Annotated in this window: 19 protein-coding genes; 9 read left to right on the top strand and 10 right to left on the bottom strand. The window is 45.7% G+C overall.

Going from position 1 to position 18971, the window contains the following annotated elements; translation table 11 throughout:
* From gldL to sucD, 6 genes are all read right to left on the bottom strand, one after another.
* Window positions 1-692, bottom strand: a 692-nt coding sequence (gene gldL, locus ACOJS8_RS22815; RefSeq protein ID WP_420150869.1) for a gliding motility protein GldL, incomplete at its 3' end; no start/stop codon positions are given.
* Between the two features lie 95 nt (window positions 693-787).
* Window positions 788-1912: an SUMF1/EgtB/PvdO family nonheme iron enzyme gene (locus tag ACOJS8_RS22810; RefSeq protein WP_420150868.1), complete on the bottom strand. Its 1125-nt coding sequence runs from the start codon at window positions 1910-1912 to the stop codon at window positions 788-790.
* Window positions 1913-2181: 269 nt separating this feature from the next.
* A complete protein-coding gene (locus ACOJS8_RS22805) occupies window positions 2182-3156 on the bottom strand; it encodes a type IX secretion system membrane protein PorP/SprF (protein ID WP_420150867.1) in 975 nt (324 codons plus the stop codon).
* 181 nt (window positions 3157-3337) lie between these two features.
* A complete protein-coding gene (locus ACOJS8_RS22800; protein ID WP_420150866.1) occupies window positions 3338-4123 on the bottom strand; it encodes a uroporphyrinogen-III synthase in 786 nt (261 codons plus the stop codon).
* A 113-nt stretch (window positions 4124-4236) separates the two neighbouring features.
* Entirely contained in the window at window positions 4237-5454 is a 1218-nt protein-coding gene (locus tag ACOJS8_RS22795; RefSeq protein ID WP_420150865.1) for a DUF4271 domain-containing protein, read from the bottom strand.
* Window positions 5455-5466: 12 nt separating this feature from the next.
* Entirely contained in the window at window positions 5467-6342 is an 876-nt protein-coding gene (sucD, locus tag ACOJS8_RS22790) for a succinate--CoA ligase subunit alpha (RefSeq protein ID WP_420150864.1), read from the bottom strand.
* Between the two features lie 166 nt (window positions 6343-6508).
* On the opposite strand from sucD, the gene ACOJS8_RS22785 reads away from it, so the two are divergent.
* Entirely contained in the window at window positions 6509-7099 is a 591-nt protein-coding gene (locus ACOJS8_RS22785; protein ID WP_420150863.1) for a DUF6962 family protein, read from the top strand.
* A gap of 96 nt (window positions 7100-7195) precedes the next feature.
* Window positions 7196-8290: a DNA topoisomerase IB gene (locus ACOJS8_RS22780; RefSeq protein WP_420150862.1), complete on the top strand. Its 1095-nt coding sequence runs from the start codon at window positions 7196-7198 to the stop codon at window positions 8288-8290.
* Between the two features lie 23 nt (window positions 8291-8313).
* Here ACOJS8_RS22780 and ACOJS8_RS22775 read toward each other — a convergent pair whose 3' ends face one another.
* The 4 genes from ACOJS8_RS22775 to ACOJS8_RS22760 form a co-directional block, all read right to left on the bottom strand.
* Window positions 8314-9006, bottom strand: coding sequence for a DUF421 domain-containing protein (locus tag ACOJS8_RS22775; RefSeq protein ID WP_420150861.1), 693 nt, complete (start codon window positions 9004-9006; stop codon window positions 8314-8316).
* 58 nt (window positions 9007-9064) lie between these two features.
* The gene (locus ACOJS8_RS22770; protein WP_420150860.1) at window positions 9065-9274 is read right to left on the bottom strand and encodes a DUF2188 domain-containing protein; all 210 of its coding nucleotides are present in this window, start codon (window positions 9272-9274) and stop codon (window positions 9065-9067) included.
* Window positions 9275-9363: 89 nt separating this feature from the next.
* Entirely contained in the window at window positions 9364-9867 is a 504-nt protein-coding gene (locus tag ACOJS8_RS22765) for a hypothetical protein (RefSeq protein WP_420150859.1), read from the bottom strand.
* A gap of 23 nt (window positions 9868-9890) precedes the next feature.
* Window positions 9891-10439: a DUF4468 domain-containing protein gene (locus ACOJS8_RS22760; RefSeq protein ID WP_420150858.1), complete on the bottom strand. Its 549-nt coding sequence runs from the start codon at window positions 10437-10439 to the stop codon at window positions 9891-9893.
* Between the two features lie 198 nt (window positions 10440-10637).
* Between ACOJS8_RS22760 and ACOJS8_RS22755 the strand changes: the two genes are divergently transcribed.
* The 7 genes from ACOJS8_RS22755 to ACOJS8_RS22725 all read left to right on the top strand — a co-directional run bounded on the left by ACOJS8_RS22755 (window position 10638) and on the right by ACOJS8_RS22725 (window position 18970).
* Window positions 10638-12395, top strand: coding sequence for a purple acid phosphatase family protein (locus tag ACOJS8_RS22755; protein ID WP_420150857.1), 1758 nt, complete (start codon window positions 10638-10640; stop codon window positions 12393-12395).
* A gap of 124 nt (window positions 12396-12519) precedes the next feature.
* Window positions 12520-13176 (top strand): hypothetical protein, encoded by a 657-nt coding sequence (locus ACOJS8_RS22750; RefSeq protein ID WP_420150856.1) that lies wholly within the window; start codon window positions 12520-12522, stop codon window positions 13174-13176.
* Window positions 13177-13309: 133 nt separating this feature from the next.
* Window positions 13310-14200 (top strand): alpha/beta hydrolase, encoded by an 891-nt coding sequence (locus ACOJS8_RS22745; RefSeq protein ID WP_420150855.1) that lies wholly within the window; start codon window positions 13310-13312, stop codon window positions 14198-14200.
* Between the two features lie 111 nt (window positions 14201-14311).
* Window positions 14312-14899 carry a Crp/Fnr family transcriptional regulator gene (locus ACOJS8_RS22740; RefSeq protein ID WP_420150854.1) on the top strand — a complete coding sequence of 196 codons (588 nt, stop codon included), beginning with the start codon at window positions 14312-14314 and terminating at the stop codon, window positions 14897-14899.
* 173 nt (window positions 14900-15072) lie between these two features.
* Complete coding sequence (locus ACOJS8_RS22735) at window positions 15073-15861, top strand: alpha/beta hydrolase (protein WP_420150853.1); 789 nt, start codon at window positions 15073-15075, stop codon at window positions 15859-15861.
* 203 nt (window positions 15862-16064) lie between these two features.
* Window positions 16065-17459 carry a Gfo/Idh/MocA family protein gene (locus tag ACOJS8_RS22730; RefSeq protein ID WP_420150852.1) on the top strand — a complete coding sequence of 465 codons (1395 nt, stop codon included), beginning with the start codon at window positions 16065-16067 and terminating at the stop codon, window positions 17457-17459.
* Between the two features lie 503 nt (window positions 17460-17962).
* Window positions 17963-18970 (top strand): hypothetical protein, encoded by a 1008-nt coding sequence (locus ACOJS8_RS22725; protein WP_420150851.1) that lies wholly within the window; start codon window positions 17963-17965, stop codon window positions 18968-18970.
* The last annotated feature ends 1 nt before the right edge of the window (window position 18971 follow it).

The raw sequence follows: 18971 nt of genomic DNA, 5'->3' as shown, positions 1-18971 counted from the left end.
TTTTCCATTGCAGACGTCAGACTACCATAGAAAGCATTCATTGCTTTGAGGTGCTTATTGGTGTCCTGTAATTCTAATTCGTATACAGCGTTAAGAGCACCCATATTCTTGGTCACTTTCTGGGTCTGATCACGCAACTCTTTTGTATCAGCCGTTGCATCAGCCATAGAGCTAACCGCCGTAATGGCCGTGTTATACGATTTGTTCATCTCTGTAAGCGAGCTGGAAGCAGCTTTTACATTCCGCGCATAATCATTTGTAGCTACGGTTGCATCTGTCAAATCGCTTAGTTTCGAAACCGTGTCGTTTAAGCTGCGGAATCCAGAACCTAGACGCTCAAAAACGTCGGGAGTAACTTTAGCCTGCGCCAGCATCTGGTCCATGTTACCAGTCAGGCCATTTGCCTGAGGAGTCGGTTTACGAGCTTCTCCTTTATAATCGTCAGCCAGTTCAGGATAAACCCGCTCCCAGGCATAGTCTTCACTTGCCGTTGCAGGCATTGTAAAACTTTGGAAGGCATACAAAGCGAAAATCACTACCTCCGTTAAAAGACCAGCTGTTAAAAGCCAGCCAAACTGCTCATTGTGTGTAATCTTGGCCCAAGCTCCGGCAATTACGACGGCGGCTCCAGCACTATAAATAGTCGGTACTAAACGATCCCAAAAGAAATTAACTGACTTTCCTGCTGCCATGATAAGCGATTGTTGGTTGGGTAACTGATTTTGTATTGATATAATAATAGACACCGCCTGTAGCTTAACGTTTTACAGCCAGTGTCTATTGTTGATTATACTTTCTTTGCCGATGCCTTTTTACTGCTTTTAGCTTTACTGCTACGTCCACCGCGAACGGAAGCGGAACGCCCTTCAAGGTTATCCATTACACACCGGAAACCGATATAAGAACGCTTTTGGTCTTCGTATTCGTAATAACGTGTGCCCGTTTCCAGATAATACGCAATATCTTTCCAGGAACCACCCCGAACTACTTTGCGCGGTTCATCAGCATTCTGGTTGTCAGGATTCATATCCCATACAATAGCATTGGTGTTATCAGCATAAGCATCCCGGCACCATTCTGCTACGTTACCAGCCATATTATAAAGGTTATATTCATTCGGGCTGTAAGCAGTTGCTGGAGCCGTATATGGATAGCCATCAGCATCAAAATTACCGCGTTGAGGTTTAAAGTTCGCCAAGTAACAGCCTTTGCCGTTAGCTACATACGGGTTACCCCATGGATATTTGGCACCACTTTTTCCACCACGAGCGGCCCACTCCCACTCTGCTTCGGACGGCAGACGGAAACCAAATGATTTATACCCACCATCCTTTGTACGGAAGTCATCAAGGGTGTTCGTACGCCACTTGCAAAAGTGATTAGCGGCAATCCAGCTTACACCTACTACAGGATACGTATCAAAGGCAGGGTGCCCGTAATAATGCTCCAGCATTGGGTCTCCGTTGTGGTAGGTAAAATCATTTTTCCAAACCGTTGTGTCCGGATAATATTTTGCCATAATCTCCTCTTCACCCAACGTCGAAACGGAATCAGCCAGAAGAGCATTGACGTATTGACGGTATTCGTGGTTGGAAATTTCGGCGTCGTCCATATAGAATGAACTAATAGTAACCTGCCGGTTCATGTTGATTTGAGTAGCTGCAATATCTTCGTCAGCCTGCCCCATTACAAACGAACCAGAAGGAACTAGTACCATACCGAAAGGAGTGGGTTGTTTCCAGCCTTTACGCCCGGTAGCCGTGATTTCTCCGTTCGTCATGCCAACATCTCCATTTCCTCCTTTACCTCCAAATTTAGATTTTACAAATCCGCAACCTTGCATCAGCAGTACGACTGCCGCGACCATCACCCCCCGGGTTGCATTGATTGTTAACCAGCTGTACTTCATCATTGTAAAACTTTTCTCTTTTCTTTCGTGTGCGAGACCAGACTAAAAACGAAAATCTATTTGGTTATTGTATAGTTACACTCAGGTTCGAAATATTTTCTATCTATTTGGATTTTTGGCTGTAGATTTTCCAACTTCAGACGATAATCTTCCTTATAATGTAGTCTATTTCCCCAAAAGTAAGGCACTATAATTAAACTCCCTAACAAGAACCACACCAAAATGTGCATCGAATTGTGGGCTATCCCGGAACATTCCAACTTTTCCCTGCATTAATACCGGAATCTTGGCGTGCGGATAATTGGTTTCTTCCGTACGTCAGGGGTAGGTAAAGCATAACCTAGTAAAATTTCGTGCGACGTAGCACTTTTTGCATTAACGCCACTGGTTACAATATCCAGTGCATAGCCAACCCGTAAAGCGTTGTTGCGCATCAGGTTAATCCCTGCCGTTGCCATTATAGCATCGTTAAATCGGTAGCCAAGCCCCCCCCAAATTCGATTGTCGTACGTACCAACCAGATTTAAAGCTATAGCTGATCCAGGAAATCCGGCAACTGTACTGTATTGTACTAGTATTGACGGTTGAATATCAATATTGTAACCAATACCAAGCCGATAGCCAGCTGTCAGATATGCTTTACTGTCGGAAGGGTCAGTTGAGCGATCTGTTATATACGTGTATTTAGCCTTATTAATGTGCGTCATACTAACCCCAATCCAATAATCGACTGTATTGTAGTATACCCCGGCACCGATATCCGGCTTAAACTGATTAATACGTCCACTCGCAATCAGCGGATCATCAGGATCATTTGGCCGAAATTGGGCAAAGTCGTAACCTTTATTGAACATCCCAGCCTGCACACCCAGCGCTAATGTTCCATTTTTCAATGCAAGGCGGTATGCATACGACAGTTGGACAGCTTGATTAATAGATGGACCATATTTGTCATTCAATGCATAAATGCCAATACCACTTTTGATTTTAGCGAGTGGCATGTTAAATGACAGAAGTTGCGTACTCTGAGCTGCACTAGCATCACTGTTACCGATTGTTTGATAACCCAAATATTGAGTGCGATGCGTTAGCTGTAATCTCGACACCCCTTCCGAGCCAGCAGCTGCTGGATTGTAATAGAGGGGATTGTACATGTATAGACTAAACTGTGGATCTTGCTGCGCCAATGCAGCTGGGCCAGCCACTACAAGCAACAGTAAAGTATAAACGTAGAGTGTGCGAATCATAAAAATAACTAAAATTCGAAACGGCTAATACGCATAAGAAATAGCGTTTCTGTAAAATACGATCACAGTTTACAATTAAACGCCTGCTTAGTCAAATTATTGGCCCTAAATAAAGACAGAATGCCGGAAAAAAGCGCACAAACGCAATCCCGGCATTCTATACCCACATAACTGTATTCCGTTATGAATTGTTAGCCTTCTTAATGTACAAATCTAGTGCACCTGTCATTGATGGAGCGTTAGGCAATGGGGCCTCAATATCAAGTGTTAAGCCAGCATCCATGAGCGCTTTAGCCGTCGTTGGTCCAAAAGCTGCCAGCCGCGTACCATTCTGGTTAAAATCGGGGAAATTGCTTAACAATGAATTAACACCCGACGGGCTAAAGAAGGCAATGATATCGTAACTCTTTATATCAAGGTCTGATAAATCGGTCGGAACCGTGTCGTACATAACGGCCTCCGTAAAATGCAGACCACTGGTGTCCATAAATTCAGGAATATCGTTACGTCGGATGTTTGAGCATGGAAACAAAAACTTCTCGTTCTTGTGCTTTTTGATCAGATCAAACAGTTCTGTGGCTGTTTTGGTCCCAGTAAAGATTTTACGCTTCCGGATGACGATATATTTCTGCAGGTAATTAGCTGTTTGCTCCGAAATACAGAAATATTTCATATCCGCCGGAACTTCAATACGTCCCTCCTGGCAAATCCGAAAAAAATGATCGATAGCATTCCGGCTAGTAAATATAATGGCCGTATGTGCTAAGATATTAATTTTCTGACGTCGAAAGTCTTTAAACGATTCACCCTGAATTTGAATAAAAGGCCGGAAGTCAATCTCGAGGTTGTACTTACTTGCTAAATCAAAATAAGGAGATTTTTCGTCAGCGGGTCTGGATTGAGTTACTAACAGCCGGTTAACTTTCGTGATCCGGTCTTCAGTGGAGTGCATACTAGTCTCGTTCATTGAATCTCTACTCGGTACAATAATCAGTTGCAGTTGGCAGTACCCGACTGACAGACCTAAAGCGTAATAATATACAAACTATCAGGTAAGTATCGCTACTAAAAACTCATTCATCAAAGTGCGAAACGCAAACCGATGATGAGTGGAATCAATTCAACGATGCAAAGGTACGAAAATAAATAAAGATTCTTGATAGGCTCCAGACTACGTATTACGAAGTATAGTAAGACCAGGCGGGCGATATAAAAGCCTACAAGCAGAGGTATCAGTGTAGTTTGGGATAATAGTAGCGTAGGAAGATTGTAAGCAATAATAGACAGCACTACTGTTAGAACTGTAAAAAACAGTAGTGATGATTGTACTAGTTTAAAATAGTGGACATTGACAATGCTTTGCAACTTATAAAGCCCCCCTATTACCTCCAATACAACATATTTACCTATCAGACTCATAAAAGCAATCGCGGTCAGTAGCAGAAATTCGCTGGCAACCCAACCAAACTGTCGCTCACTCAACAACAAGGTGCGTGATGCAAACACTTCGAGGTTGCGACTTTGTACGAAAACAATCAGATAAGCAATCACAAAGCTCAAATTGAGCGTAAAAAGCATATTGACACTGCTCAAAGGACGATTAATCAAAAAAGAATCATCCGGCGCTCGCAGGGAAATCAGATCACGGAAGCTATAGAATCGCTGAAAGGCTCGGTGATAAATCGTAAATAGAAAGGCGTGCGTCGCTAATAAAAAGAATAAACCTACGCCCAGAAAGTTCGTATAAAAAGGCTGTGGGCGGGGCCGGACGCTTAAATTATCATCGCTCAGAACAACGGGTTTTTGTGTAGCCGACTTAGGGTAGCCAATAAATAGCTGTTTATCCTCTACACCTGGCGATCCATAAATGGTCAGGAAAACTTCTGGCTGACGATAAATTCGATATAAACTATCAATACTTAGTATCTGCCATTGGTTAGCATGGAGTTTTCGTTTAAGTGCAGCATTGATAAACAGATACCCGTCCTGCCGGGAAGAAATCAGGAGGCTATAATGACGATTGCTTTCAATATCAATGTAAGCACTCAGAGCCGTTTGATCGGCATGTTGCTCAGCTATGTAAGGAATATAAGCCTTTGCCGCTTCATCATAGACCTGAAAATCATCGTAAAAATTATGAACAGGATAATAGCGATTATCGGGGCCGATCCCAATGATTCGTGATTGAGAGAACGTAGCGGCAACAAAAAAGAGTGAAAGAGCGAACGCGCGAAAAAGTGAATATAGCACGTAACACACTGCCTTTACATTCACTTTTTCGCGCGTTCGCTCTTTCACTCTATCAACAATTTATTTTTCCAGTGCCTTGAGCATGGTATCGCCAATAAGCGCTGGTGATTCGACCACATGGATGCCACATTCGCGCATGATGGCCATTTTAGCGGCCGCCGTATCATCGGCCCCTCCTACAATAGCACCAGCATGACCCATCCGGCGACCTTTTGGCGCTGTCTGACCTGCAATAAAACCAACTACGGGTTTCCGGTTGCCATCAGCTTTGATCCAGCGGGCAGCTTCGGCTTCCATGCCGCCACCAATTTCACCAATCATAACAATGGCTTCGGTATCAGGATCATTCATCAGCAACTCAACAGCCTGCTTCGTAGTGGTACCGATGATCGGATCACCACCAATACCAATGGCCGTCGACTGACCTAATCCAGCTTTTGTCAATTGATCTACGGCTTCGTAGGTCAACGTACCCGATTTGGAAACGATACCAATGGTTCCTTTCTTGAAAATAAAGCCGGGCATAATACCCACTTTACATTCTTCTGCCGTCATAACACCCGGACAGTTTGGCCCAATCAATCGTACGTCTTTGTCGGTGAGGTAATTTTTTACCGCAACCATGTCCTCCGTTGGAATACCTTCGGTAATGCAGATGATAACCTTAATACCAGCTTCAGCAGCTTCCATAATGGCGTCGGCAGCAAAAGCCGGTGGCACGAAAATGATGGAAACATTAGCCCCAGCCTGATCAACAGCCTGCTGAACGGTGTTAAACACAGGCCGATCGAGGTGAGTCTGACCACCTTTGCCGGGTGTTACGCCCCCAACAACGTTGGTGCCGTATTCGATCATCTGTTGAGCATGGAAACTGCCCTCCGAGCCAGTAAAGCCCTGGACGATAACTTTGGAGTCTTTGTTAACTAAAACACTCATGACGGTTTTGGTAATCGTTGGCGATGCGGTTATCTAGATAAAAGACTAGTAAACAAAAGATAAAAGACGTTTACAAGCGGCCCGCTTCATCTTTATTCTTTTATTCTGTAGCCTCGTGTCTATTAAAAAGTTGGGCAAAAGTAGCCGAAACTTCGTAAATTACGTGATGATTTTTTCACACATCCTTTCTGGCTCAATTCTGGCTGGAGCAGGCATTGGCGTATTTTGGCATTACTTTGGGCGAATTTCCCTCTTCAATCGACTATTATGGGGTTTCTTTCTGCTAACGACCTCCATGACGGCCCTGGTTGGTGTTATCCATTTCACAGGGAATGAATACCTTGGGCCGCTGCATCGCTCTATGATCGTCCTCTCCGATACGTTGGGCGTAGTATGTGTCGTAACCGCTGTTTATGCGTTACTGAATCAGCGAACGCTTTCACTCATTACGTTTGTAACAACGGTTCTGTTTGGCTTATTCCTCTTTATCAGTCTGTTACTGCCAGACGTACGTGTTTTCACACCGATTGTTCCCTCCCTTGCCATTCTTGTTTTGATGTTGCTGGCTGTTTTTTCACTTCTCCAGCGTAACAAACGCGGTTTGTGGGTAGTGCTGGCGGCTATGATGATGGGCCTGGCAACTAAAGCAGATTCTATTAATAACTTCATTCATCCAACTGATTTTTACCATTACGCCACCACCCTGGCCCTCTGGTTTTTCGGGAAAGCAGCGCAGCCTCGTCTTTTAATAAAATAATTCAGCCACTCTGGACGACCAAAGCCTAATTATTGCCTTAACTATTTCGTTCGTCTATCCGTTACGTTGTATTACCAAAATACTACTCAACGAACCGTGGATTTACTGCAACTAACGCACGACCCTATCAAGGCAGCTCAGGCAGCACGCCTTGTTTATATAAACGATACCACGCCTGGTATTTCGCGGCAACGTAACGGCGACCATTTTGCGTATTATGACCGGGATGGCAACAAGTTGAATGACCAGGAAACATTAGATCGGATTCGGACAATGGCTCTACCACCGGTATGGGAGAACGTCTGGATTAGCCCCAAAGCCAACAGCCATTTACAGGCAACGGGAATTGACTCAAAAAACCGAAAACAATATCGTTATCACACCAAATGGAATGCCATACGCAGCGAAACAAAATTTTTCAGGATGGAAGCGTTTGGCGAAGCATTGCCCCTCCTCCGGACACGTTTGGCCACTGATCTGAAAAAGGCTGGATTATCACGCGAGAAGGTTATTGCCGTTGCTTTGAGCGTAATGGAGCAAACACTTATTCGAATCGGGAACGCGTCTTACGAAAAAGAAAATGGCTCTTATGGTCTGACAACGCTCAAAGACCGACACGTAAAACTGGAAGGGAACAGTATCCGTTTTAGTTTCAAGGGTAAAAAAGGTATCTATCACGAAATTGATCTGTGCGACCGTCGGCTGGCTCGGTTAGTAAAAGCATGTCGTGACATTCCGGGCAAAGAATTATTTCAGTATCTCGACGAAAACGGTGACCGGCATCCCATCGATTCAGGCATGGTCAATGATTACCTGCGCGAAACGATGGGCGATGATTTCTCGGCCAAGGATTTTCGCACCTGGGCCGGAACCGTCAATGCGTTACGTCTTCTGGTAGAGCTGGAGCCCTGTTCAACGGAAAAAGAGCTGAAAAAAAATGTCAACACAGTGCTGGATGAAGTAGCTCACAAACTCGGAAATACACGCACGGTATGCCGGAAACACTACGTTCATCCCCAGATTCTGGATGCTTATGAGTGTCAGGATTTAACCGCGTATATCCAGCAGAAAAACCGATTTCGAAAAACCAGCCCGAATGGTTTGGATGGAGTGGAAAAACTACTGCTTAAATTTTTAAAGGACCAGGTAAAAAGTGTAGTCAAGAAACCCACGCAAAAGGTCCTGGCGTAACGTAGCACGGCGCTACGTAGCGTTTAGGTAACTGCTTTCACCCAGGTAATCTGATCGCATTTCTGACAATGAGCCTCTTCGGCAGGAGACTCGAACATCTGGACATTGCCGCATGTGCAACAGGCATACTTACCCGGTTGCTCAATACGTTTGCCCTTCTTTCTCAGTTCATTGGGCAGAATTGGCAATCCCGGTCGAATATCGGCGTCTTCAAATGGAAATACGCTGAGCTGACCGTTAGGCTCCAGAATGGCCGTGCGTACCTGCCCAAGCTGCTCAATTCCTTCTACGCGCAGATCAGAAAGTAACTCTTCCATTCCCAGATCTTCCTGGCTAAAATTTTGCGTAAGGATGCATCCATTCTCGATCACATAAACTGGCTTTCCTTCGAGGACATCGCGCACTTTCTTGTTCCGATCGCTAATGAACGTAGCGAGTTTATAGCATCCCATCATTACGGTAAAAACCACAACTGCCGACGCAAGTGGTACGTCATGATAGAACATAGGATCGCCCGCAGCCGAACCAAGGCCAATGAGCAGTACCAATTCATAAATGGATAATTGCCGAACCTCGCGCTTTCCCGAAACGGTCAGCGCAGTCAGCAAAACACCAAACATAAAAACGGTTCGGAAAGCAACCTCACCAAGATAAGCCCACGGGAAATCATGAATAAACATGCGTTCCCAATCAAAGGGTTGAACAGGATCAGACATTAGCAGAAGGCCGTATACGATTAGAAAAGAGTTGAGCCATACTCAGAAGACGTACGGCTCATTTTTTGTTTTCCGGCGCATTGGCCTTGCGAACTTTCATTCCTCTATTCTCAGCCCATTCTTCGGCTTTGGACGTAGCAATGGCAATAGCCCGATCTTCTTCCGCACCTTCATTAAGTAATGCGTTGGCAATTTCGATGGCTTTATTACGTACTGGAGCCATGAAATATTTGAGCGATACCGGATAGTTGTCTTTTGTCCAAGGCATAACGATCTGTTAATTAGTAGTGATGGTCATTGATCTAATAACTCAATCAATTAACAGACTGTTTAACCGCTTAAGTGGTGCAGCAATCGTCAGGAGCTTTTACTCCCGTCAAACGAAGCAATCCATCCAATCAGGCCGCCCAGAAGCGTAAAAGCGCCAATAATAATCAATACCCACTTATAGACCGTCAGGAAAGGCCATTTCGCCAGAAAACAGAGTGCGGCTATCAATCCTAATCCAAACAGGCTAAACCAGCCTACGCCCATAAATAGTACGAATGCTGTGCCAATTCCGGAATCCCGACTATCGTTATAACGAGCAGCCTGACACAGCAAGCCAACCAATAAACCGACGCCTATCAGACTAGCGACGACAATTCTGGCTAACCACCACCATTTATTACCAAGTCCCCAAAATAAGGGAGCGAAAGCCAGTAACACCCCAAGCACAGGCATGAACCACCCAAAATTCAATAGTTTGTCGTGATCATTGACTGGCAACGGCTGGCTCAGAAAAATAATTAACCCTGTAATAGCAAGCATCAGGATCCAGGCCAGCTCAGGTCCTAACAGATAAGAAACCGTGCGATTCATACGTAGTGTCAGGGCTGGACGTATCAGAATGACTTGTAATTTTTCACGCTTTCCTGAAGCGAAGTCAGCACGTTTTTGAGTTGCCTGTCAAGTTCCTGACTCATCGCCTGAAGGTCTTTCTCATTCTTTTGACGATAGGTTTCGATGGGCGAAAATCGACCGTTTCCTTCATCTACCTCAATCTGCGTAAGCGTGGCCCGATACTTACGATTTGCACACTCAATCAGGTAGCTGTAGCGAAACGTATAGATTCCACCGGCAGAGGTTTCTGAACGTGGCAAAACAACCGTCTGAACAAACCGACCAGCCAGATCGCCGGTCTCTTTATCGCTCAAAGCAAACAGCTCGTTAGATGCATGGCCCGATTGTACGACCCATAGTCTCGCCCGTCGGAACAAATCGGACTGCGACACACTCCCACAGTCGATCACCTCCGAATAGGTGACTTTCTGATTTACAACCGGCAGAATTCCGTGCAATCCTCCGCTCATAATATCCGGCGGAGAACTCCCGTACACAGAGCCTAATAGCAATGGGGAAGTTAGCAATAAAGCAAGCAACGTAGTAAACATACTTCGACTGATTAGATGTGGTTAGAAACGGAAAGCCCGATAAACTGCCATGAAGATAATGTATTGAATAAAGGCCCCTGTAGCCCCAATGAGTAACTGGTAGGATTAACTGTATAGTTAGCGAGATTTATCTTGTGTCAAGAAATGTAAACTTCTATCTAAATAGGATAACTTTAGCAAACTTTATTAATACTACGTATGATAATACGTATTTTACTACGTTGCCTTGTAGTTTTGGTTTACTTGACGCTGCTTTCTGTTACGTCACGAGGGCAAAGTGTTTTACGTTCACCTTATCTGCAGGCCGTTACACCAACAGGAATCACCATTCGCTGGCGCACCGACCAGCCGACCAATAGCCGTGTTCGCTTCGGCGCTAGTCTTGATCAACTAAATCAGCAGATTACCGACGCTACGTTCACAACAGAGCATATTGTTACGCTGACGGGCCTGCAACCCTCCACCCGCTATTACTACTCGATTGGGTCAACTGCTGGAGATTTGATGGTTTCTAGTGATCAATATTTTCAAACCTCCCCTCCTGCCGGAACAGCCGTACCGGTACGGATCTGGGCGCTGGGTGATTTTGGCAGTGGAACGGCGAATCAGTTGGACGTACTTCAACGGTACCGTCAGGCCACCCAGAGTCGCCCTGCCGATATCTGGCTTTGGCTGGGCGACAACGCGTATGGTCAGGGCACCGATCTTCAATATCAACAAAATGTATTCACAATTTACACCGACTTGCTGAAACACTTACCGTTCTGGCCGACCGCCGGGAACCACGAATATGTTGACGTACCAACCAACCTGAACATCGACTACTTCAACATCATTACGGTTCCACAGGAGGCTGAAGCGGGCGGAATTGCGTCAGGCTCGAAGCTTAATTATTCATTTGATTATGCGAATGTTCACATCATTTCGATGGATTCTGAAGGAAATGATGGCACGCGTTTATACGACACAACAGGCAGACAAGCTCAGTGGCTCAAACAGGATCTGGCTGCGAATCAGTTGCCCTGGACGATTGTCTTTTTCCATCACCCGCCTTATAGCAAAGGTTCGCGTGATTCTGACTTTTTCGACGATCAGATTCAGCTACGGCAGAAACTTGTCCCTATTCTGGAACGCTATAACGTAGACCTTGTACTATCTGGACATAGCCATGTTTATGAACGAACGTATTTACTGAAGGGGCATTATGGATCGGCCACTACGTTTAATCTTGGTCAGCATGCCGTTTCTACAAGCACTGCCCGTTATGATGGGTCGCCCAACTCCTGCCCAATTAGTAACAAACAGACGGGCACTATCTACGTAGTAGCGGGTAGCGGTGGACAGTTAGGCGGGCAGGCAACCGGTTATCCGCACCCGGCCATGGTTTATGCAAATAATCAGCAGGGCGGTTCTATGCTAATTGATGTAAACGACAATCGGTTAGACGCCCAGTGGGTGGCTTCTGACGGTACGGTGAAAGATCGGTTTACAATGATAAAACAGGTAAACCGGCAGCAAACATTTTCTATTAATCCAAATGAATCCTTGACACTCAGGGCGTCGTGGCCGGGTGATTATGTGTGGAATACTGGTCAGACAAGCCGAACCATCACCGTATCGCCAACTGTTTCCACGACGTATACGGTGAGTGATCCGCAGGGTTGTCTCACAGACACATATGCTGTCAACGTCGACAATCAGGACCTGCGCTTTGAAGGGCAGATGGTGCTTTACCCCAACCCAGCCAACAATTCGGCAACGATGAGAATTGCCGTTCCTACTCCCACTACGATTGATGTGCAGGTGACCACGGCGCAGGGCGCTGTCGTTTTTCAAAAACAGTACGTTAACACCAGTCAGGTTCAGGAAGCCGTTACGTTGACAGGACCGGGTTTGTATTGGTTTACAGCAAAGGTAGGCCCTCAACTCATCGGACAAATGAGCTTTACGTTATAGTCTGCACAATTTCAGTCTCTATTGTACTCACTTCATCCAATACTTTTTACAGTTCAGTCAAGCGTTCATTCGTCCGATGGATAAGGCATTCTAGCTTTAATGGCATCAAACTATTGATTTAGCCATGAAAGCTTTTTTTGTTATTGTTACGTTAAGTATCAGCCTGATCGGCAAGGGGCAATACATTCCCCTGGGTGCTGTTACTATGTGGACAGATGGCTACGTAGTAACGCTGCAAAACGATACGATTCGTGGGCAGGTACGTATCGGTTCGCTGGTGAACGACTCGCCTGCCAGCATAGTCATCCGGTCGGCCGATAATACGAAAATCAAGCTGAAAGGAGATGACATACAACTCATTGCCCAACGTATTCCCGATTTTGCTTATTCAACCGGCAGTATTCCCCGTGAGCGTGAAATGGTTATTTTTGAGCGTGTTCCAAATCCGCGCCGGAACAGCAAACCTATGTTACTGGAGCGGCTAACGCCACCGGGCGGTGCCATCGCTTTATATTTCGACCCGTCGGGCTGGAAATCAAAAACGGAATATACGTTCGGCAATTTTGTATTTGAGGTCGATCGGCTGGATCTGAGTTACGTTGCCGTGAAGAACGGGAGCGAATCGTTCATTGCAAAACGGGGAGAAATCGAAACCGTTCACGAGCGGCTTTTCGGCGATTGTCCGCTTTATATTCGTAACTATCCAACGGCCGCTCGTCGCGACTGGCGCTTCCTTGGCGAAATGGTAGCCACCTACAATCGTCTTTGTCAGCAATTATAAAAACACTACGTAGCAATCCAGAATCCTGTTTTAGCGGTATGTATGAGTTGACGAGGGACGAACGTATAGCGTTAATACGTGCTACGTTGCCTGATTCTGAAGTCAGACCACCGCAATACGTAAGATTCTGCACATGCGTTTGTTTCGATTACTCTGGCCAATCCTGACGGTTCTGTTTATCACTGGTGTGGTGATCCTGTTTATCCACGAATACGCTATTGCCAGAGCTAGTCACCGCATAAAAGACGTCGCTTACGTAACACCCAATACGCCCGGTTTTGATACGGACCGACACCGACTCGATATTTACCAGCCTCAACAGGATCAATCCGTTCTTCGGCCAGTGGTGATATTCATTCACGGCGGGTCGTGGGAGAGTGGCAGTAAAAATCTCTATGCCTTCATTGGCCGGAGACTAGCGAAGCAAAACGTCGTCGCCGTACTGATCAATTACCGGCTCGCGCCCAAAGTGCAGGTACCCGATATGGCCAACGATTGCGCCCTCGCTGTAAGCTGGACTCAGAAACATATTGCTGGTTACGGTGGTGATCCGAAACGGCTTTTTGTAATGGGACATTCGGCGGGGGGCGGACTAGCGGCTTTATTAATGACTGACAATCAATTGTTCACGAAAATCGGGCTGACGCAGAACCCAATTAATGGCGCCATTCTCGACGATCCGGGTGGTTTGGATATGTTCGATTACCTGACTAAAATGGAGTATCCCGGCGATGAGAAATACCTGGTGCCATTTGGCAAAAATCCAACGCGCTGGCACGATGTATCGGCTCTTTACTACGTTAAACAAGACTGCCCGCCGATGTTAATTTACGTAGGCGAGCACACATACCCTGGCATCCAAAAAAGCACCCGACGGTTCCGCCAGCGTCTTCAGGAGTTAGGCGTGAAATATGAATTCAAGGTTTTGCCAGGTAAGAAACACATTGGCATGGTCACTCAGCTATTCTGGGAAACGAATATTATCTACCAGGATCTATTAAAATTTGTTGGCGCAAAACCGTAATTCAGTTTCGCTACGTTGGCTACCATTTTCCATTAAATACTAATCAGACGCCGTAGGAATTATCTATGTTGCTATCTTTACTTGTAGCCACCAGCGTACAACTTACAGAAAATGAGCAACATTGACTTACTGAAACATGCATTACATGACTTTGCGGGAATCAATGAACAGGAATTTGTTTTATCTGCTTCCTCCTGGCATCTAAAACACTATAAAAAGGGCGAGTTTTTCAACGAGTACAGAAGTGTCTGTAAGCACGTCGGTTTTATTCTCGACGGCATTTTCAGAGCGTACTACGTTAACGATGCCACTGGCGAAGAAAAAAATGTTTTCTTTTTCTCTAAACACCAATTAATCGTTTCCTACAAAAGTTTTGTCACGCAAACGCCCTGCAATTACCATACAGAGTCGATGACGGATTCAATCATTCTATATATCCAGATTGAATCCCTGAATCAACTTTATCAGCAATCTCATCAGTGGGAACATTTTGGGAGGCTAGTGGCCGAACGCGCGTTTATGGCAGCTATGAACCGGATGGAAGACGCCCTCTTTCAAACGCCCGAACAACGCTATCTGGACCTGATGCAGCAGCATCCTGATATCTATAATGCCGTTCCGCTTTATCACATCTCGTCTTACCTCGGTATTCAGGGGCCATCGTTGAGCCGCATTCGAAAAAGAATGGCAAGCCGGTAAGTATCATTGCTTTACGATTTTAACCTGGGTTAAATTTATTGTCTTTTCTTCCATACACCTTTGTCCTGTTCAAAACAAAAAAGAACCGTGGATAGAGAGCTGTATGGTATTTACTAGTCTAATCAAGGTCCATTGCTTTCGCGTCTTTTCACTAACCAAAAAACAATGTAATCATGGAAGCTACCAAGAACAAAAACGTTGTGTTTGTTACGGGGGCGTTTGTCGCCAGCAGCAGTTGGGATGAATGGCAAGCGTATTTTCAGAGTAAAGGATATAACACTATTGCTCCGCCCTGGCCTTATAAAGATGGTACGGCTGCGGAGTTACGAGCCCGCCAGCCTAATGACACCGACTTAGCAAAACTAACTTTAGACGAACTGGTCGATCATTACGCAACTATTGTAAAAAGCTTTCCCGAAAAACCGATTGTCATTGGCCATTCGCTAGGTGGTTTAATTACACAAATTATCGTGAATCGGGATTTAGCGGCTGCTGCAGTTGCCATTCACTCCGTTCCACCACAAGGCGTTTTTCCGTATGAATTTTCGTTTCTGAAAGCTGGCTGGAAAGCTCTTGGCCTATTTACGGATTTGGACAAAACTTATTTGATGTCGCTGGAAGACTGGCAATATGCGTTTGTCAATGAAATGCCGCTGGAGGTTCAAAAAGAAACTTACGAACAAAACACTATCCCGGAATCAAAACGAGTAGCCAGAGGTGGCCTGACCAGTGCTGCTCATGTAGACTTTGAAAAACCACACCCTCCCTTACTGCTCACATCAGGCAGTATTGATAACATTATACCCGCGCACCTGAATCACCGAAATTTTGAGGCCTATAAAAACAGTGGTTCAGTGCTGGATTATAAAGAATTTGAAGGGCGCAATCACTTTGTGCTGGGCCAGCCGACCTGGAAAGAAGATGCCGATTATATTCTGGACTGGCTTTCCAGACACGCGTGAACGTAGTAAAATCAGTTCCTGGTCAACTGCTACGTAACGGTTCAGCCAGGAACTGATTTTACTACGTAACAACTCCTTAGTCGGCCATTATACTACGTTGATTATAAATCTATTTATCCGTTGGGTTTGTCTATTCGGCGGTTCGCTCATTCTTCCAAACAACTCCTTTTTACAATCGGTTGCTGAGGTAAACTCATTACGTTATGAAACCGATTCATCATTTTGTCGACTCCCTACTCGATCATTCATCCACTACACGCGTATCGCGTCAGGATTTCCTTCAGTTTACCGGGCGTAGCTTAGCGGTGGGCGCTGTAGGAGGTGCGCTAATTGGCTGCGAGAAGAAGCCGGAGACAACCTCTTCGTCAGCATCTACAGTCAACACGCCCAGCGGCTCGGTACCCAAACTGCCCGCTACGTCACCTCCGGCCGAAATACCTGCCGATCAGCAAAAGCCAATCGAACTAGAGCAGATTAAAGCCAAAACGGAACAACAGGAAGGTGATACGCCTACGCCCATGCCCGAAGATCAACGCGTTGGGTACGCACTCGTCGGATTAGGCCATTTAACCCTTAACCAGATTTTACCCGCATTTGGAACCTGCAAGAAATCGAAAGTGGTGGCGCTGGTGAGTGGTAGTTCCGAAAAAATGCAGAAGGTAGCCGAGCAATATGGTATAAAAAAAGAGAGCTGTTACAGCTACGCCGATTACGATAAGCTGAAAGATAACAAGGAAGTACAGGCCATTTACATTGTGTTGCCCAACGGCATGCATGCCGAATATACCATTCGCGGAGCACAGGCAGGCAAACATATTCTGTGCGAAAAACCAATGGCCAACACCGCTGCCGAATGTGAGGCCATGATTGATGCCTGCAAAAAAGCGGATCGTAAGTTAATGATTGCCTACCGGATTCAGTATGAGCCACACAATCGCATGGTTCGCGAGATGGTTCAGAAAGCGCAGTTTGGTAAAGTAAAATCGATTATTGCCAACAACGGGCAGAATTCTGACAATCCGAAACACTGGCGATTCAATAAAGCGTTGGCTGGCGGAGGTTCTTTGCCTGATGTTGGTTTATACTGCCTGAACACAATTCGCTACGTACTGGGCGAAGAACCCACCGAAGTAGTAGGCTATGTTCATAGTACGCCCGATGACCCACGGTTTAAGGAAGTGGAAGAGCAGGTCAACTGGCTCATGAAATTTCCGAGTGGTGTTCAGGCAAGTTGCGCAACCAGCTATGGCCACCACGACGAAAAAAGTTATCGGGTTTGTGCTGAAACAGGCTGGATCAAAATGGACCCGGCTTTTCCATACACCGGCCTAAAGCTGGAAACCAGTCAGGCACAGGGGAAAGAGAATCAGGTCGTTCAGCATACAATTGAACAGAAAGATCATTTTGCCACAGAAATGGACCATTTTTCAGAGTGTATTCTGGAAAACAAAATTCCTTTTACACCCGGAGAAGAAGGACTCCAGGATCAGAAAATTATGGAAGCCATTTACCAGTCGGCAAAAGAAGGGAAAGCCATAAAGCTAGCCACTGTCGATAAAAAAGACGCATTTCGCGGACCAGAGCCTAAGGAGAGCTGATTTACGGGTAGCTGCGCGATTAAAACAGAAACATTTCAGATAGCATTTCATACGGTTCATACATCGAACGATGCGATTCATGCAAGGGTAATTAGCAGAAAGGGAAGGCATCGATCATCTTTGTACCATCAACCACAAACAACACACCATACTAATGAACCGGCTCGCCGGAGCGAACGAATCTGGTAAAAACGAACCGCCCTTTCCGGCACCATTTCATTGAAACAGGCGGCCCGGTAATTGGATAGGTTAGCCACAGTACGTATCGGATACGCGTTCGCTAATCAATTTTCTTATACAAAAAAGCCTTCCGTCTTTTTCGACAGAGGGCTTTTTGTTTATCGAATCGTGGGACGCCTTTGATTTTTAGCTGATTTACAGGAAGTTCGCACTGCATCGACTAGACGAAGGATGCAGTTGATGAATCGGTTTGGAAACGAACGTACATGAAATCGGGTAACCTGTATCTGCATTTATTACTTGTCTCTCTAGCTTTGTCTTGTATGACGCAACAAAAAGAAGAAAATCTAACCCAACAGATTGATAAAGAACTCGCTACTATCGACTCGTTACTACGTAATGAAACGTTTGCTAATGAAATAGCGGAGGCTCAGAACAGAGCGTATTACGTTGGTGTGGGTGAAACGCCCATGCCTTTATTATCGCCCGGCGAGGATACGGCAACTGTAAACGTTAAGCTAAAAGATGAAAAAATAGCGACGAATCTGGCAGGATTTTACGCGCTGGAATGCGGTCTCGGAGCCGTTTGTGCACAAACGAATCAGAAACCAACCGACTTTTTGCAGACCCTCGTAGACAACAAAGCGGACTCCACAACTGTCTTGTTGCTAAACCGGTTTGCTAACGCTACGTGGAAAGCGAGTCAGCCTTTCCGGGGGCTTGCGCGGATCAAACGTCCGATTTTCTGCATAGCCAGCTTACTACCGGAGGATGAAGCCAGGAAAGATTATGATCAGATTCGGGCAGCTGCTGCTACGTTACTGACTATGATGCAGTCGGTACGTAACGATACAGCCGAAGATCAATTTAGAAAACTGCGGAGCCTGTTGCAGGATGAGCAATTGGCCGCCGATATCGCCCGCTTTCAGGAGGCTGCCTATTACGCTGCCCAGCAAAAACCAGCTCCACCTTTTCTTACTTCCGAAGATGAGCAGGCAATCGTAACTAAATCCGTTAAAGAACAGAAAGTAGCTACCAACGTAGCAGGTTTTTATGCGCTCGAATGCGGTTTGAACTATCTGGTCACAACGCAACATAAACTGCCGTCCACTCTTCTGAAAGCTGTTTCATCTGACTCTATCAGTCAGAAAGAGAAGCAGTTGTTTTGCCGCTTTGCCAACGCTATGTGGAAAGCGGGACAACCGTTTCGTGGCCTGAACCGTATTACCCGCGCTACGTTTGCACCGTTCTATTTCCTCTCCGAAGCTGACATAGAAAAAGATTGGGTACAGATTAAAGCTGCGGCTGGCGAGGTGTTGAAAACCCTATAAA

Source organism: Spirosoma sp., from assembly GCF_048594605.1.
In the GTDB taxonomy this organism is placed as follows: domain Bacteria; phylum Bacteroidota; class Bacteroidia; order Cytophagales; family Spirosomataceae; genus Spirosoma.
This window is presented reverse-complemented; position numbering and strand designations above follow the sequence as displayed.